Annotated in this window: 13 protein-coding genes; 7 read left to right on the forward strand and 6 right to left on the reverse strand. The window is 61.3% G+C overall.

Going from position 1 to position 18030, the window contains the following annotated elements; all coding sequences use genetic code 11:
- Positions 1-4: 4 nt before the first annotated feature.
- The 5 genes from H6650_09345 to trmB form a co-directional block, all read right to left on the reverse strand.
- Complete coding sequence (locus tag H6650_09345) at positions 5-1756, reverse strand: acyl-CoA dehydrogenase family protein (protein MCB8952201.1); 1752 nt, start codon at positions 1754-1756, stop codon at positions 5-7.
- Positions 1757-1938: 182 nt separating this feature from the next.
- Entirely contained in the window at positions 1939-4200 is a 2262-nt protein-coding gene (locus H6650_09350) for a universal stress protein (protein MCB8952202.1), read from the reverse strand.
- Between the two features lie 158 nt (positions 4201-4358).
- Complete coding sequence (locus tag H6650_09355) at positions 4359-5621, reverse strand: M20/M25/M40 family metallo-hydrolase (GenBank protein ID MCB8952203.1); 1263 nt, start codon at positions 5619-5621, stop codon at positions 4359-4361.
- 15 nt (positions 5622-5636) lie between these two features.
- On the reverse strand, positions 5637-6809 hold the full coding sequence (locus tag H6650_09360) for a M20 family metallopeptidase (GenBank protein MCB8952204.1): 1173 nt from the start codon (positions 6807-6809) through the stop codon (positions 5637-5639).
- Positions 6810-6864: 55 nt separating this feature from the next.
- Entirely contained in the window at positions 6865-7848 is a 984-nt protein-coding gene (gene trmB / locus H6650_09365) for a tRNA (guanosine(46)-N7)-methyltransferase TrmB (protein ID MCB8952205.1), read from the reverse strand.
- A 148-nt stretch (positions 7849-7996) separates the two neighbouring features.
- On the opposite strand from trmB, the gene H6650_09370 reads away from it, so the two are divergent.
- The 3 genes from H6650_09370 to H6650_09380 all read left to right on the forward strand — a co-directional run bounded on the left by H6650_09370 (position 7997) and on the right by H6650_09380 (position 10330).
- On the forward strand, positions 7997-8620 hold the full coding sequence (locus H6650_09370) for a sigma-70 family RNA polymerase sigma factor (protein MCB8952206.1): 624 nt from the start codon (positions 7997-7999) through the stop codon (positions 8618-8620).
- 84 nt (positions 8621-8704) lie between these two features.
- Complete coding sequence (locus H6650_09375; GenBank protein ID MCB8952207.1) at positions 8705-9022, forward strand: hypothetical protein; 318 nt, start codon at positions 8705-8707, stop codon at positions 9020-9022.
- 123 nt (positions 9023-9145) lie between these two features.
- Entirely contained in the window at positions 9146-10330 is a 1185-nt protein-coding gene (locus H6650_09380; GenBank protein MCB8952208.1) for a DUF3179 domain-containing protein, read from the forward strand.
- A 30-nt stretch (positions 10331-10360) separates the two neighbouring features.
- On the opposite strand, the gene H6650_09385 is transcribed toward H6650_09380, so the two are convergent.
- Positions 10361-11083, reverse strand: coding sequence for a Bax inhibitor-1/YccA family protein (locus H6650_09385; GenBank protein ID MCB8952209.1), 723 nt, complete (start codon positions 11081-11083; stop codon positions 10361-10363).
- 302 nt (positions 11084-11385) lie between these two features.
- Here H6650_09385 and rocF point away from each other — a divergent pair, with 302 nt between their 5' ends.
- The 4 genes from rocF (at position 11386) to H6650_09405 (ending at position 17975) form a co-directional block, all read left to right on the forward strand.
- Entirely contained in the window at positions 11386-12276 is an 891-nt protein-coding gene (gene rocF, locus H6650_09390) for an arginase (protein ID MCB8952210.1), read from the forward strand.
- 116 nt (positions 12277-12392) lie between these two features.
- Complete coding sequence (locus H6650_09395; GenBank protein MCB8952211.1) at positions 12393-14213, forward strand: ABC transporter ATP-binding protein; 1821 nt, start codon at positions 12393-12395, stop codon at positions 14211-14213.
- Between the two features lie 322 nt (positions 14214-14535).
- On the forward strand, positions 14536-16152 hold the full coding sequence (locus H6650_09400) for an FAD-binding dehydrogenase (GenBank protein MCB8952212.1): 1617 nt from the start codon (positions 14536-14538) through the stop codon (positions 16150-16152).
- A gap of 83 nt (positions 16153-16235) precedes the next feature.
- Positions 16236-17975, forward strand: coding sequence for a thiamine pyrophosphate-binding protein (locus H6650_09405; GenBank protein ID MCB8952213.1), 1740 nt, complete (start codon positions 16236-16238; stop codon positions 17973-17975).
- Positions 17976-18030 lie beyond the last annotated feature (55 nt).

The following is an 18030-nucleotide window of genomic DNA, read 5'->3' on the forward strand; positions in this document are numbered from 1 at the left end:
GAACTCATCGCTCGGCGGCCAGCCGCGCCACCATGTCGTCGTAGTAGGGGATGTCCTTCGGTTCACGCCCCAACACGCGCCGACTGAAGAAAAACAGCGCCACGCGCTGCTTCAGCCGATCTTGCTTTTCTCGCAGTTCCCAGTCGGCTTCCGCCGCGAGGCAGGCGGTGTAGTACAGGTCTGTCAGTCGTGTCATGAGGGGGCGCATGTAAATGCCGGCAGTCAACTCATCCATCCCCAACACTTGCTCCACCTCCGCCGCCATCTGTTCCACCGCCTCCAACCCTTGCAGCCGCAACTCCGTCAGCGCCGCCGCTCCATTAAACAGATGCCGCAGCTTCCGCAAAAACGGCTCATGCACCTTATAGCGGCGCATATCGCGTTGCACCTGCGCCAGCAGCACATTGTGCGTCCCCTCCCAATTCTCATACACCACGTTATCCCGCAGCAGCCGCGGTAGCACCGAAAATGACTCAATCGCCCCATTGCCACCCAACAACTCAATCGCCGCCAGGATCACCTCATGCGCCAACACCGCCGAACGGAACTTATTCAGATTCAAGGCCATACGCAAAAAGCCCGCATCCTCCGCTTCCGCCCGCCCCAACGCCTCCTGATCCAGCAAATAGGCAATCCGCAGCGACCCGGACAACATCGCCATCGTATCCGCCCGCATCTTCGCCAGCAAATCCTGCACCAGCGGGAAATGAATAATAGCCCGGTCAAAGGCGCGGCGATGCGTGGCATACGCTTGCGCCACCAGATAGGCGCGGCGCGCATTACCCGTCGTCCCTACGGCATTGTACAGGCGCGACGTATTGATCACATGCGTCATCACATTGCGGAAACCCGCCGCCACCTCCCCCACCTGGTACGCCAGCGCCCCCTGGAACAACACCTCGCCGCTGGCCATGGCTCGCGTGCCCAACTTCTCCTTCAGGCGATTGATGGTGTAATGATTCAGGCGGCCATCCGGCAGGTAACGCGGCACCAGGAACAGTCCCAAACCCCGCGTGCCCTCTCCCTGGTCCACCACGCGCGCCGTCATCAAAATAACGTGCGCCGTCACGTTGGAGCAGAACCACTTTTCGCCCTCAATCAACCACGTCCCTTCCTGGGGGTCCAATGGCGTGGCCGTAGTCGCATTTGCGCCCACGTCGGAGCCGCCCTGCACTTCCGTGAGGAATTGGGCCGCGTGGAAAAGGGTATCGTAGTCGGGGTCGAGCAAGCGGGTGAGATACGTCTCGCGCAGGAAGGGGGAGCCAACCGCCTGCAGCGCCTTCACCGCGCCGGCAGTGCAGGCCACGGGGCAGTTGTGCCCCGCTTCCCCATTTTGTGAGGAAATGTAGAACAGGGTTAGGGCGAGCAGGTTTTGCGCCGGTTCCTCGTAAACGGAGATGATGCCCGACCCATAGATGTGGCGGCCCGCTTCGTGGTAGCTGGGGTGAAAATCTACATCCTCAATGCGTCGGCCAATGCCATCAAAACGGGCCAGTTGCGGCAGATTGTGGCGCAAGTCCGCCGTGCGCGCGGCGGCGTCTACGGTGGTGGCCGCATAACGGCCAAAATGATAAAGCTGGGGCGCGACCAGTTGCAGGCGCGATTGACCCCAGTAGAAGGCTAACATCCGGCGCAAATTGCGGTCGGCGTTGAAGTAGTTGTCCGGCTGCGCGGCCTCCCACGCGGCCAGATTCTCTCGTCCAAGATCCGTCGCCGTTGGCGACGAACTGCCTGATTGTGTTAATTGACGATTCATGATTCACATCCTTTCATTAGAACAGCTTCCGGGAAGGTGGGAAAGACACCCTCCCCGCTCAGAAATCTTCCCGGAAACTCCACGTCCAAACAGCTTCCGGGAAGCTAGGAGAGACACCCTCCCCGCTCAAAAACCTTCCCGGAAGCTCCACATCCAAACAGCTTCCGGGAAGCCAGGAAGCGTTACCGACCGGAGCGGGGTGGGACCAGGAAGACAGGACACGGGGCATCCGTGACGACTGAGGCGGCTACGCTGCCCAACAGCAGCCGTTCCAACCCGCCACGCCCATGGGTCGCCATCACGATCAGGTCCACCTGCTCCGCCTCGCTCACGGCGAGGATCGTGCGCGCGGCGCCGCTGCCCGTCACCAGCGTACGCACCTCCACGGTCTGCTCATCCAGCACGGCGGCCACGCCATCCACGTAGGCTTGCAACTGGGATCTGAGGCCGCTGCCTTCGGGGCCGTCTGGCACGGAGAGCAGCAGCAGTTCCGCCGCGAATTGGCGCGCCAACCGTTCGGCAAACGGCAGCACGTTTTCCGCCAGATGGGAGCCATCCAGGGGGACCAGGATGCGGTCTATGCGGATGGGTGGCCCCCCTTCGGTCTTTTCCTGGGGGCGCAGCAGCAGCAGCGGATAGGCGCGCCGCTGCACCAGGGCGTGCGCCACGCTGCCGAACAGCAGCCGCCGCACCCCGGAATGACCCCGCGTGGACATGACCACGAGATCCACGCCGTATTCATCGGCTACGGCGTGGATGGCATCAGGGGGCGCGCCGTGCCTGAGGACGGCAGTGACGGGAATGTCATAGAAGCGCACCTGCGCGGTAACGTCCTCCAGGTATTTGCTGCGCTCAGAAGGCGTGCCGGCATTTGGCGGGGCATCCACAACGGACGTGAGCAGAAGGGAGGCAGAGAGGGAACGGCTGAGGGTGCGGGCAAGGGGAAGGACATGTTCGGCAAATGGGGAACCATCCAGCGGCACCAATATGCGCCGCATCAGGCCATCCGTGCCCAGGCGGTCACGCCAGGCAGGGAGCGCGGTGGGGAGGGGACCGCTGCCGGCAATTAACCGCCCCAATCGCTCCTGACGCGCACTGGGATTACCGAGGCGGGCGCGGAAATAAGAAAAGAGGGCATAGAGAATGGGCAGCAGCAGAAAATAGGTCCAGGCTCCCTCACGAAACCGTTCCGCGAAAATAATGATGGTGGCCGTCGTGGTTAGCGCCGCGGCCACCATCGTGCCCACCAGCACGGCCAGATGGCCGGCGGAAAACTCGGCGCGCAAATGGCGCAACAGCCGCTTGGCCGCCGCCCATCCCGTCATGCTGAGCAAGATAAACACGCCGGCCGCATAAATCGCCAGGTACGTCTCCTCGTCCGTGCCAAAGGCGAGAAAACAGAGGATGGCCATACCCACTTCCAACCATACGGGGCCATCAGCCACGCCAAAGGTATTCTTGCGCCCCATCATGGGAGGAATATAGTGCCGATATTTGAGTCCGAGCGCCAGGTTTTGCAGACCCTGGGCGCTGGCGGCGCAGGCGGAAAGAAGCACGGCCACGCCCACGATGGTTCCCATGTAGGCCAGCGGCGCGGGCAGTAACTGGTCCATCGTCTGCGTGAAGACGGAAACTTCCGCGTTCATAGGATCGGCCAGGCTGAAGATGGCCGGCCCGACCACCAGCATCGTGACACAGGTCGTCCCCATGATGATCAACAAACTGCCAAACGCCTTGCGGCTCTTTTCCGCCGGCGAACCACTGTAGGCGGCCACAAGGTTGGCAAAGACCTCGATACCCGTCATCACCGCCAGGATGCGCACGTAGCCGCCAAAGGTGAATTCCAGATATTCGCCGCGAAATGCCTGCCAGTCAATACGAGGGAGTTGCAAACCAAAGCGGTTGATGGTGGCAAAGATCATGATCCAGAGGAGGAGGAGGACGCCGGCGGTGGCCGGACCGAAGGCGGCAGCGGCGACTTTGGGACCACGATTGACGAGCCACCCGGTGAGGAGGCTGAGGGCGATAGCCAGGAGGGTGCGGTATTGCCAGAGGCCGAGGAGGGTGTCGTTGAGTAGGGGAAAGCGGTCGGCGATGAAGGTGACGAGGGCGGCCATGCTGACGAGGAAGGTGAGGGTGTATTCGATGAAGGTGATGCCGGCATTCACCTTCACCGCCCACCCGCCAAACTCCTCCTCACTCAAACCACTGCCACCGCTGCCATCCGTCACCCAATCCATCACCAGGCGGTACATGGCCGAAACCGTCGCTACCGTCAGCACCACCAGCCACACGCTGGCCCCAAATGTCACCCCCGCCACCCCCGCCGCCACAATCAGGCGCAAAAATGGGCCAAACACGTACAGCGGCGACGTGGCAGGATCGCCGCCTCCGGCCAACGCACCCTCGAAGGAATTGGATAGTTTGCGTGAGACGTGGGCCATTATTTTGCTCGTGGGTGATAGTTAAGGACTGACGAAGAAATAAAGGTCGGAATTGCATCGTCAGTTTGACGGGACGGTAAGGAAACAACTTCGCTGTCTTATTTAATTCCCGCTCCCAAAACAGTAGATAGTGGCAGGGAACAGAGCGTAGAGGTCGATCAGGCCACCGGGGGAGCGTGTGGCGGCAATTGGGTCAGCGCCAGAATCCCCAGCGCGTTCAGCGCCGCTTTGGGCACGAAGGAGGGAACCAGGGCAAATTCCTGGTCCTTGCTGCCATCGGCGCTGCGCTCGGAGCAGTGGGCGTTGCCGCCGGATGGTCCCAGGGCGTCCAGCGTGGGCAGCGCATGCCAAAAATGGTTGCCGTCGCTGAGGCCGCCGCGATGTTCCCGGATCGCGCGGAAGCCGGCGGTCGCCGCCGCCCGTGCCCAAATGTCAAAGAGGCGGTCGGTTTCCGGATTGACGGGCCATGCCGGCAAACGCCGCATCACCTCCACCGAAACCTGACAGGCAAATCCATCCTGGCTAAACACGGAAGCGTACCCGTTCAGCGCCAACATCCGCGCCAATGCCTCGTCATAAACTACCGGATCGAAAACACGCATCTCCACCGTTGCCGTCGCCAGGTGCGGCACACGATTGACCACCGTGCCGCCGGCCACCGTGCCCACGTTAAATGTCAGGTTCCGCTCGTAATCCGTCATCGCTGCCACCTTTTGGATCACGTCCGCCATCTGCACAATTGCGTTGGCCCCGAGCGCGTGCGCCGCGCCCGCGTGCGCCCCCTTGCCATCCACCAGCAGGCGATAAACGGCCATTCCCTTGCGGGCCACCACCACATTTAGTTCTTTGGCCGTGGCGGAAACATACCCACCCTCAAACACGAGGCAGGCCAGCGCATCGGGGGCCAACTTTTCCACGCACAGAGCGCCGAAATCCGCGGCCTCTGCCTCCTCCGAGGCGTCCGCCAGCACAATCCAGGTCACATCATTATACACATCAGGGGCCAGGGCACGGATGGCGTCCAACATCATGTAGATGACGACCGTCCCTCCCTTAATGTCCACCGTCCCCGGTCCATAAACGCGCTCGCCCTCCCGCCGCCAGCTAAAATCATTGCGCGCCTCTTCGTCCGGGGGAAAAACGGTGTCCAGGTGCGTCACCAGGCCGATCTTGCGTCCGGAGCGACCGGGGCGCGTCAGCACCAGGTGGTTGCCATACTGGGGGTTAACCGAAGGCACACGGGCGGTGGTGAAACCAAGTTCGGCAAAAACCGTCGCCGTCAGGTCGCCAAGCTGGTTGACGCCTTGCCAGTTGCTGGTGAAGCTATTGATGCGCACCATTTGCGCCAGCAGGTCAAGATAGAAGGGGAGTTTGGGGGTTAAGAAAGCGGTCAGTTGTTCGTAGGTCAGAGCAGGAGACATAGGAGTTGGTAGTTATCAGTTGGTGGGCGGTTCGGTAAGGATGAGGAGGGCGAGGAGGGCGGCACGTTCGACCATCTTGTCCAGGTAGACGAATTCGTGGGTGGCGTGCGCGCCGTCGCCGACCGCGCCCAGGCCGTCCAGGGTTGCGGTGTAGGGACTGGTGATGTTGCCGTCGGAGCCGCCGCCTGCCGCGCCTTGTTCCAGTTGCAGCCCCAGCAGGCGGCCCAGGTCGCGCGCCAGATGCCACAATTGCCGGTTGCGCGGCGTGCGTTCCAGGGGCATGCGGTTGATGCCGCCTTCGATGTCCAGGGAAATGCCGGCACGTGATGGACACAACCCCCGAATCTTAGCCGTCACCCTTTCCGCATCCGCCTGCGTGGGAATACGCACATCCACAGTCGCCTGGCTGATGGGGGCAATGACGTTGGAGCGGACACCGCCAGAGAGCAGCCCCACGTTCACGGAAACGCCGCGCTCCCAATCGTTCATGGCGTCCAGTTGGGGAATCAGGCGCGCCATCTCCAGGATGGCACTGATCCCTTTTTCCGGCTCCAGACCCGCGTGCGCGGCGCGTCCATGCACGGTGATCACGAAGTCACCCACACCTTTGCGCGCCGTTTTCAGTTTGCCACCCGGTTCCAGCGATGGCTCCAGCACCAGCACCCGCGCCACCTGCCGCGCCAGGCGCGCAATGTGCGAGCCGGATTCAAAGCTGCCGATCTCTTCGTCGGAATTGACGAAGACGAGCGGAGCCACGGCGGGGGTCAGGCGGAGGTCTCGCAGGGCGCGTAGGGCGAAGATCATCTGCGCCAGGCCGGCCTTCATGTCGTAGACGCCGGGGCCGCGCATTTTGCCGTCCTCAATGACGCAGGGCATCGTTTGCAGCGTGCCCACGTCCCAAACGGTGTCAGAGTGCCCCAGCAATAGCTGCCGGGGGTGGTCGGCGGGGGCGGGTGGGCGGGCCAGCAAGTGGCCGCCGGTCCGGTGGCCGGGAATGGTTTCTACTTCGTAGGCGAGATCGCGCAGGGCGGTGGTGAGCAGGTGCTGCAAGGGGGCCTGGCTGGCGGGAACGGAGGAGGGGGTTTCCAGGCAGACGAGCTGGCGCAGGAAGTCGGTCATGGCTTCCTGGTGGGTGGTGAGGTAGCGGTGGATGTCTTGGGCGGTTGTGGCGGAAATGGCGGTCGTCATGTTTTTGGTCCAGTTGGATGCCGGCAATCGGTTCCATGCCGGCAAAAAGCGGCGGTCAGGCCAGGTTGTGCTGCTTGATGAAGGCGTCGGGGTGGAGGCTGGCAACCCATTCAGATAGGAGGCGTAGGGCGGCGTGAATGCCGGCAGTTGTCCGCGGAAAACCAATCTCATGCAGCGTCACCAGCACCTCGCCGGGGGCGCGCTGGTGCAGCACCAGCCCCACGCGCTGGTCCAGCGGTTCTTCGCTGATGTAGGCCTCCACCAGCAGCGCGGGGTAGCGGGCGCTCATGAAGGCGTCGATGAAGCGAACGTGTACGGAGTCGGCGGCGGCTTCGCCGGGCTGAAAGCGAGCCTGGATTTGGGGCAGAGTGAGGGGGGTGGTGATGATGGCGTTGGGCATGGGCAGTTCCGGGGGGATGGGAAAAATGTCGGGGGCGGGGGTGTGGTTGCGGCGGAATTTGTAGTAGTGACAGGGAATGCCGGCATCCAACGCCTGCCGCTCATATTTAGTACGGGGGCGCTCATCATCCCGCGTCACATACACCGCCCCCGTCGTACTCTCAAAATACGGCGTACGCGCCAGATGCTCATTGATCCACGCCTGATAATCAGGATGGTCCGTAGCAATCTCCAGGCGCGCGCCCGGCGGCATCCGCGTCGCCGCCAACTGCAAAAAAGCATCGCTAACCAGGCGGCGGCGGTAATGCGACGGCTTCGGCCACGGATCGGGGAAATTGATGTACACCTCTTGCACCGTGGTCGGCGCGCAAAGGAGCCAAAACAACACCCGCGCATCCCCATACAGTAGCCGCGTGTTGGTGATTCCTCCCTTCCGCAGCCTGTCCTGCGTGCGTCGCAGCGATGGATTGGAAATCTCAATCCCCAAAACATTGGCGTCTGGCCGTTTCCGCGCCAGATCGACCAGGAAATGACCGCCGCCAAAGCCAATCTCCAACAGCAGCGGCGCTTCCCGGCCAAAAAAGGCATTCCAATCCGTTGGCCAGGGCAGGCGATTCACTAACCAGACTTGCGTTTGCATGGGCTGAATTATAGGGCGCTGCGGTAGAGACTCCAAACACAAAGCAGTCCGCGCGTACCACGTTGGCGAGAGTATGTTACAATCGGGGAGCGATCCGCTTTTTGGATACCGTCAACAACCAACCGCCAACGATTAACACGCTCTCTGCATGACCAGACGAACCAACGAACAATGGATCGACGCCCTCAGCGGCGGTCCCGATCATGATGAAGCCCTGGCGGACCTACGCACCTTGTTGGTGCGTGGGTTGCGCTTTGCCCTCGCCAGCCGCATCCGCCAGGACCTGGACGCCATCGTGGAGGATTTCGCCCAGGACGCGCTGCTGAAAATTCTGGAAAAATTGGACACGTTTCGTGGCGAAAGCCAGTTCACGACGTGGGCCAACAAAGTTGCCGTGCGCGTGGCGCTGACGGAGTTGCGCCGCCAACGCTGGCGGGATGTCTCCCTGGACGCCATGACCATGCGGGACGATCAGACCCAATTCACACCCGACTTCCTCGCCGACCCGCGCCCCACGCCAGAAATGTCCGCCAATCAGCGGCTGCTGCTGCAAACGCTGGCGCGGCTGATTCGGGAAGGGCTAACGGAGCGGCAGCAGCAAGCAATGACCAAACTGGTCATTCAAGGGATGCCCATGGAAGTGGTGGCGGATGAGATGAACACGAACCGTAACGCGCTTTACAAGCTGCTGCACGACGCCCGCCTGCGGTTGAAACGCGCTTTGGAAGAAGAAAATCTCTCGGCGGAGGATGTACTGGCGACTTTTTCGTGACGAGGATTGCGACAACCAATCCCCGAGACCCCATATGCCAGGTAAGAAGCTGACAATCAACTTCGTCTGGAAAGTGGGAAAATAATGACTATGTGGAATTTGCGGCAGAAACTACAGAGAGCTATTCAAGCAGTGCGCGGCAGCCGCGCGCAGGATGAGGCGGCGGCGGCTCAGGTGGCGCGTCTGACGGCGCTGGCGCGTATGGTGGCGCAAACGGAAGAGGATGACTACGGCTGCGGCGATGTGTATGAGTTGATTGATCAGTACGCGGAAAGCGTACTGCGCGGCAGCGACCCCACGGTGATCATGCCCAAGGTGAAGAAGCATCTAGATCAGTGCCGCGGCTGCTGCGAAGAGTATCAAATATTGCTGCAAATTTTGCAGATGGAGGGTGACTCCTAACCCGTTGCCTGAGCCTATCACGGCAATACGGGGCCGACACGGGCTTCGACAAGTCCAGTCCGCGAAAGGGTTAGCGGTTACAATGGAGGATAGGTGAGCAGAATCGCTCGTCACCTGGCCTGGCTGGTTTTCCTGTTGGTTGTGGGGTGTGGTGCCGGCATTTCCCCCACCACCGCGCCGCCGACATCCCCCAATCCCCCCCCTGCCGCCACGCCAACCGCCCCCCGGAACACGCCCGCCAGGGACGCCCCCCCTGAAAGCCTCAAAGCGATCACGCGAGACTGGCAAACGGATTGGAGCCGTCACACGATTGACTATTCTGAACTCCTCTCCGGCGGGCCGCCGCGTGACGGCATCCCCCCGCTGGACCAGCCCGCGTTTGTCACCACGGAAGATGCCGCGGCATGGCTTGCCGGCAACGAACCCATCATCCTCTTTGTCCACAACGACGACGCCCGCGCCTATCCCCTGCAAATCCTGACCTGGCACGAGATCGTCAACGACACCGTTGGCGGCCTACCCGTTGTGGTCACGTTTTGCCCCTTATGCAATTCGGCGGTGGTCTTTGAACGGCAAATTGCCGGCATGGAAATGACATTCGGCACATCCGGCCTGCTGCGGAATTCAGATCTGGTGATGTGGGACCGGCAGACGGAAAGCCTGTGGCAGCAGTTCACGGGAGAGGGAATCGTGGGCGAAATGACCGGCGCGCAGCTCACCTTCCTCCCCTCGGCCATCATCAGCTTCGCCGACTTCCGCGCCGCCTACCCCCAGGGCCGCATCCTCTCCCGCGAAACGGGCTACAGCCGGCGCTACGGGCAAAATCCCTACGCCGGCTATGATCGCATTGACCAAAACCCATTCCTGTTCACGGGCGAATACGATGAGCGACTCCCCGCAATGGCTCGCGTCGTCACGGTGGCCCTGCCCGGTGACGTATTCGTCGCCTATCCGCTGGACGTTTTGCGCGAGATAGGCGTCATCAACGATCAGCAAGGGGAGCAGGACCTGGTCGTTTTTTACAACGGCGGAACCAGCAGCGCCCTGGGCGCGGCCATCATCGCCGAAGGGGAAGACGTGGGAGCCACGGGCGTGTTCGCCCCCCACGTCAACGGTCGGAAATTGACGTTTCAGCAGCAAGCGGGAGGGATTGTGGATGATCAAACCGGCTCCACCTGGAACGTCTTGGGACAGGCCACCGGTGGTCCGCTCATGGGTGAGGCGCTCCCCCCCATTATTCACGCCGACCATTTCTGGTTTGCCTGGGCCGCTTTCCGCCCGGACACGCTCATCTATCGACCCGACTGACGACCATCAACCATGAACCGCCAACGGGATTTACCGCCGGCGTCCTATCAGGCGCAGCAGGTAAAGGAAGAGGTTGATGAAGTCGAGGTAGAGGCTCAATGCGCCCATAATGGCGACGCGGTTGACCATCTCGGGTTGGCCGGAGAGGAGCATGGCGGCGGTCCCTTGCTTGATGCGTTGGGTATGGTAAACGGTGAGGCCGAGGAAGATGGCAATGCCGGCATACGTCAAAACCCACTCCAGCGCACTACTCGCCAGGAAAAAATTCACCACGGACGCAATAATCAGCCCGATCAGCGCCATCAGCAGGAAGCCCCCCATCTTACTCATATCCCGCTTCGTGGTATAGCCAATGATGCTCATCGCCGCGAACAGGCTTGATGTAGCCACAAACGCCAACGCAATGGACGACAACGTATACACGAGAAAAACGGCCGCCAACGTCAGCCCATTGAGCGCCGCGTAAAATAGGAAGAGCGCCGTGGCCGCCGTGGGCGACAACTTGTTAATGGCGCGGCCAATGGCAATCACCAGCACCAGTTCACCGATAAGTAATCCCCAAAAGACAATGGTATTGCCAAAAATGAGTTGCAAGATCGTGGCGGAATGCGCCGTTATCCAGGCCACGATGGCTGTCAGGGCCAGCCCCACGGCCATTAGCCCGTACACGCGCGTCATGGCCGTGGCAAGGGCGGAGGCAAGTTGGCTCTCCGTAGGACGGTACGTTTCGCTATGATTGTATTGAATGGACATATTTTGCTCCTTGCAGATTGGTTCATTCCCGAAGAATGAACCACTTTCCGGCGCATCCCTCAATTCCCAAGCAAACCCTCTATAATGGATGCGCCCTTATGTCAGGTTATTTTTATCAGCAATGGTGTGCCGCCAACAATGGCAAGAGTATAGGAGTCTCACCAAACGATGTCAAGTAGGCCCCGACTTCTCCGTACTACCCATTGAGCACCGGTTGTATTTGCCGGCATCTCCCCTTTCAGCGACAATAGAAACATCAAAAGGTGCCGCGCACCCGCACACCCCTACCCCCGAGGTGTACCTTGCCTGATACCGTTCGTATTGTCGGCGTCCCCATGGACCTGGGACAAAACCGCCGCGGCGTAGACATGGGACCCAGCGCCATGCGCTACGCCAATCTGCAAGCACGTCTTACCCAGCTTGGCCTCACCGTCCACGATCACGGCAACGTTCCCGTACCCAACCCCGAAGAGCAGATCGCCGAAGGCGGCGCGCGGCGACTCAAAGCCGTGGCCACCGCCTGCCAATCCATCTACGAAATCGGGCGCGCCTGCCTGGAAAGGGAAGAGTTCGCCCTCTTCCTCGGCGGCGACCACAGCATCAGCATTGGCACAGTCTCCGCTGTCGCCGCCAGCGGTCCCGTTGGCCTCATCTGGATTGATGCCCACGGCGACTTCAACACGCCGCAAAGCTCCCCTTCCGGCAATATCCACGGCATGCCCGTCGCCACCCTCATCGGCGATGGCCCCCAGCCCCTCGTCGATCTCGGGTATCCGGGCGGCAAACTCCACCCCGCCCAGATCGTGCAAATCGGCATCCGCGACCTGGACCCGCTGGAGCGGCAGCGGCTGGCTCGCAGCGGCATTCATGTCTTCACCATGCGCCACCTGGACGAGTTGGGCATGGCCGCCGTCGCGCGCCAGGCCCTGGACCGGCTGCGCCATCTTCCCCGTCTGCACGTCAGCCTGGATATGGATAGCCTGGAACCGGACGAGGCCCCCGGCGTAGGCACGCCCGTCCCCGGCGGCCTCAGCTACCGCGAAGCGCACTTGCTCATGGAAATCCTGGGCGACAGCGGCCGCGTCAGCTCTATGGATGTGGTGGAAATCAACCCGATCCTGGACGACCGCAACCGCACCGCCGAGCTGGCTGTGGCCCTCGTTGCTTCATTGCTCGGTCAACGTATTTTGTAAATGCCGGCATGTCTTCAAAACCCCCTTTGTAGGGCGAGTTAGAAACTCGTCCACAGGCAATATGGCTTCGACAAGCTCAGCCCACGAGAGGGTTAGCAATTACCTGGAATGTTACTATGGCAGCCGTTATGCGCGGCCTCGACGCCGAGGCCTATGATCGACAGTACAGCGACAAAGAGTTAGTTGAGCGAGTGATCGCCTACTTTCGCCCCTATCGGCGCAAAGTATGGATTATCAGCATCTGCCTGGCCGTCATCGCCGCCTTTGGCACCGCCCCCCCCCTGATCGTCTCCAGCGGCATCAATGCCGTGGCCGACAACGGCAACCAGGCCATCATCCCCTGGCTGATCGGCCTGATCACGTTCACCGGCGTAGGGACATGGTTCGTCAACTGGATCCGCCGTCGCCTCACCTCGGAAGTCATCTCCGACGTCATTCTGTCCATGCGCAGCGACGCCTTCAGCGCCGCCGCCAACCAGGACCTCTCCTTTTACGACGAGTTCAGTTCCGGGCGCGTCGTCAGCCGCATCACCAGCGACACAGAAGAATTCGGCCAGATCATCGTATTGGCGACGGACATCATCAACCAGGTTGTCGTGGCATTGATCCTGATCGCCGTTCTGTTCCGCATCGAATGGCGGTTGACATTAGCCGTCCTGGTGATGGTCCCCATCGTGGCAACCGTGGCGCTGCAATTCCGCCGCCTGGCCCGCCGCGTCACACGGCAGGCATCGCGGGCCATGGCCGAGGTAAACAAATCTATCCAGGAAGCGGTCACCGGCATCAGCGTCGCCAAGAACTTCCGCCAGGAATTGGCCATCTACGAGGATTTCGCCGCCGTCAATAAACAAGCGTACCAGATCAACGTGCGCCGCGGCTTCGTCCTCGCCAACATCTTCCCCACGCTCAACATCCTGGGCGGCATCGGCACGGCATCGCTCGTCTACTTCGGCGGCCTCACGGCAGTCAACGGCCTCATCGCCATCAGCGCCTGGTATCTTTTCGTGGCCACCGTGGACCGCTTCTGGTTCCCGGTGACCAATCTTTCCGCCTTTTGGAGCCAGTTCCAGGCGGGACTGTCCGCCGTTGAGCGCGTTTTTGCCCTCATGGACGCGGCGCCAGCCGTGATTCAAGCGGACAATATGCCCGTGGCGCGGTTGGCCGGGGAAATCACCTTCGACCACGTCCAGTTTCGCTACAATGAGAAAGAGGTCGTGCTGCCTGATTTTTCCTTGAGCATCGCCCCTGGCGAGAGTGTGGCCCTGGTAGGACACACGGGCGCGGGCAAATCCAGCATCATCAAACTCGTCGCCCGCTTCTATGAATTCCAGGGCGGCCAAATCCGCATTGACGGGCAAGATATTCGCGCGCTGGACCTGACGCCGTATCGCCACCAGTTGGGCATCGTCTCCCAGGTTCCCTTCCTGTTTGATGGCACAGTGGCGGACAACATCCGCTATGGTCGCCCGGAGGCCAGCGACAAGGAGATCGCGGCCATGGCCCGACGCATCGGGGAAGGGGAGTGGCTGGAAACGCTGCCGAACGGCCTGCATAGCCAGGTGGGTGAACGAGGCAGCCGCCTCTCCATGGGGCAGCGGCAGTTGGTGGCTCTGGTGCGCGTGATGGTGCAGAATCCGCGCATCTTCATCCTGGACGAAGCGACGGCCTCTATTGACCCGTTCACGGAGTCGCAGATCCAGGAGGCGCTGAACCTGATCATGGGGCAGACAACGGCCATCATCATCGCCCACCGCCTTTCCACGGTGCGCGCCGCCGACCGCATCATTGTCCTCAGCGAGGGGCAAATCATTGAGGAAGGCAGTCACCACTCGCTGATGGCCCAAGGCGGCCATTACGCCACCCTCTACGACACCTATTTCCGCCACCAGTCGTTGGAGTACATTGACGAGCGCCACTGGGAGCGACCCGCTCTCTGAGAGTTCGCCCCCATCGCACTTCAGGGCGCATCCGTTAATAGAGGCTTCGCTCGGGAATTGACGGATGTGCTGGAAGGGTTCTTGCTTGATGGATAGTCCAAAGTTGATTTTGGGCGAACCCTTAAGCATCATTTTTGAGGATAGTGTCTTGTCAACTACGATGTGATGGATTTCCATATCTTCCTGAAAGCTGTTTATGAGGTGACTCTGGCTTGAGAGCGAGCTTCCCGGAAGATTTGATGGGTAACATAATCCATCGTGCTTCCTTGTTTTATGCTGGGGATCATGACTTCCTGTTGGCGCAAGAAAAAAGAGGAAACGCATGGGCGAGAAACGGTATGAGGCGGATGTGGTGATTGTGGGGGGTGGGATTGCCGGCATTTCCGCCGCCCTGGAACTCCTCGAACACAACCTGAAAGTGCTGCTGCTGGACCGCGACGAGGCCGACCGCTTTGGCGGCCTGGCCAAAGAATCCTTCGGCGGCATGTTCTTCGTCAACACCCCCCACCAGCGCCGCCTGGGCATCAAAGACAGCCCCGACCTGGCCCTGCAAGATTGGCTCAGCTTCGCCGAACTGGAACCGGACGACATCTGGCCTCGCTGCTGGGCGGAAGCCTACGTCAACCGCTGCACGGACGACGTTTTTCGCTGGTTGGGCGGGTTTGGCGTCGGCTTCTTTCCCGTGGTGCATTGGGTAGAGCGCGGCCTGTTCGTCCCCGGCAACTCCGTGCCCCGCTTTCACATGGTCTGGGGGACGGGGCACGGGCTGGTGATGGCGTTGTTGGATGGGTTGAGGGGGCACAAGAATGCCGGCAATCTTCGCATCCTCTTCCGCCACCACGTCACCCACATCGACACCCACGACGGGCAAGCCACCGGCGTCAGCGGCGTGGACGAAAACGATGACACGCCCTTCACCGCCGCCGCCAATCACACCATCATCGCCGCCGGCGGCATCTGTGGCAACATCAACCTCGTCAAGCAGCACTGGTATCAACCGTGGGGGACGCCGCCGGAAACCATCCTCAACGGTTCCCACCCCTACGCCGATGGCGAACTCCTGCAAGCAGCCCGGCGCGTGAACGCGCGGGTGACGCACCTGGATAAAGCGTGGCACTATGCCGGCGGTGTGCATCACCCCACCCCCCGCCCCGACCGTCCCCACCACGGCCTCAGCCTGGTGCCGCCCAAGTCGGCGCTGTGGTTGGGGTACGATGGGCGGCGGCTGGGACCGATTCCGTTGATCTCCGGGTATGATACGCGCTATTTGGTGGAGCAAATATGCCGGCAGCCCGTCAAACACTCCTGGCAAATCATGAACTGGAAAATCGCCAAAAAAGAGCTGGCGATTTCCGGTTCCGAGTTCAACGACAGCATCCGCGAGAAAAAATGGGTATCCTTCCTCCTCGATCTGCTACGCGGCAACGAAAAACTGCTGCGAAAAATGGTCGATGAATGCCCCGATTTCATCGTCGCCCACTCCCTGGCGGAACTGGCGGACAAAATGAACGCCCTCACCGGTCAGTCCTACGTCACCACCGCCGCCCTGCAAGAATCCATCGCCGCCTACGACGCGCAAATTGCGCGCGGCCCCACCTACCACAACGACGACCAGCTACGCCGCCTGGCCCACCTGCGCCAATATCGTGGCGACCGCGTGCGCACCTGCAAATTCGCCCCCATCCTGGACGCGGACGCCATGCCGCTGGTTGCCATCCGCGAGTTCATTCTCTCGCGCAAAAGCCTGGGCGGCATCCAGACCGATCTACACAGCCGCGTCCTCACGCCGCAACAGACGCCCATCCCCAACCTGTACGCCGTGGGCGAGGCCGCGGGCTTTGGTGGCGGCGGCTCCCACGGCCTGCGCGCGCTCGAAGGCACGTTCCTGGGCACATGCGTCCTCACCGGGCGCGTTGCGGCGCGGCACATCGCCGGGTAATGGCGCAATACAGAGTCCAAAAGTCTGACAGACTACGTGGCGATGCACAGCGCCATGGATACAACCCAACAAAGGCAGCAAACATGAAAAAAACAGGCGCATTTCTGGCGGTGTACGCGCTGGAGCAAATTGGCGTGACGCACACGTTTGGCATCCCCGGTGTACACAACACGGAGTTATACGACGCGCTGAGCATGTCGGAGAAGATTGAGCCTATCCTGGTGACGCACGAGGGGGCGGGCGCGTTTATGGCGGAGGGAATTTCGCGCACGTCGGAGACGATTGGCACACTGGTGATTGTGCCGGCAGCGGGCATGACCCACGCCATGAGCGGCATCGGCGAAGCCTATCTGGACGGCATCCCCCTGCTGGTCATCTCCGGTGGCACGCGCCGCGACAGCGGTCGCCACTACCAGCTTCACCAACTGGACCAGGGACGGGTGCTGGACGGCATCATCAAGCAGTACTACCTGGTTGAGCGGCACGAGGAGATCATCCCCACGATTTATGCGGCATACGACACGGCCACCGACGGTGAGCCGGGACCCGTGTTCGTGGAAATCCCCGTGGAGGTGCAAATGTTCCAGGGGGAGGTCAGCGAACTGCCCGTTTACCGCAAAAAGCCGCGCGCGACGGCGGAAATTCCGGCAGATGAGATTCGCCTGGCCGTTGATCTGCTCATTCACGCCGATCATCCGGGCATTTATGTGGGTTGGGGTGCGGTGGACGCCGCCGCGGAGACGGCTAAACTGGCGGAAATGCTAGTCGCGCCGGTGGCGACAACCATGCAAGGGCTGAGCGCCTTCCCCGCCAACCATGGGCTGCATGTGGGTGTGGGCTTTGGCGCGGCCTCCGTGCCCGCCGCGCAGGCGGCCTTTGCCGACTGCGACTGCCTGCTGGCCGTCGGCGCGCGTTTCGGCGAACTGGCGACGGGCAGCTACAGTATGCCCGTCCCGGAGACGCTGATTCACGTGGACATCAATCCCCAGGTGTTTCATAAGAATTATCCGGCCACGGTCGCCATTGCCGGGGATGCGGGGCAGGCGTTGGCGGCGATTTGCCAGGAATTGGCGGCGCGGGCGTGGCGTTGTCCGCGCGATTTGCCGGCATTCACCGCCACGATCCAGGCAAATAAAGAAAAGTACACGCGAAGCTGGCGCAAGCGCAAGAACGGCAAGCAGGTGTCGCCGGGCTTCTTTTTTGAGGAACTACGGCGGCAGTTAGCGCAGGACGCTATCGTGGTGGTGGATGATGGCAAGCACACGTTCCTGGCGGCGGAGTTGTTCCCGGTTTACCGGCCACGCCACTTTATTTCGCCGACAGATTTCAACTGCATGGGGTATTGCGTGCCGGCATCTATCGGCGCCAAACTCACCCATCCGCAACAGCAAGTCGCCGCCATCGTCGGCGACGGCGCCTTCCTCATGACGGGCATGGAGTTGCTCACCGCCGTCACCCACAAAATCGGCGTCATGGTCTTCGTCTTTCACGACGGCGAATTGGGGCAAATTTCACAGTTCCAACAAATCCCCCTCAACCGCAAAACATGTACCGTCCTCGGCCAGTTCCACCCGGAAGGCATCGCCCAGGCCGTCGGCTCTCGTTTCCTGGCTATGCGAAGCGACGCTGACATTGCCCCCGTCATCAGGCAGGCGCAAGAATGGTCCGCGCAGGGGCAGCCCGTCCTCATTGACGTGAACATTGACTACAGCCGCCGCACGAATCTGACCAAAGGCGTGGTCAAAGAAAATCTAAATCGCTTCCCTGGCCGCGAAAAAGTACGCTTCATCAGCCGCGCCCTAAAGCGGCGCATCACCGGCTAAGGCCAATCCAGAAAAATGTCGATCCGGAAAAGGCGCGATTTTCTGGATTGGCTTG

The organism is Ardenticatenales bacterium (assembly GCA_020634515.1).
Lineage (GTDB): Bacteria > Chloroflexota > Anaerolineae > Promineifilales > Promineifilaceae > JAGVTM01.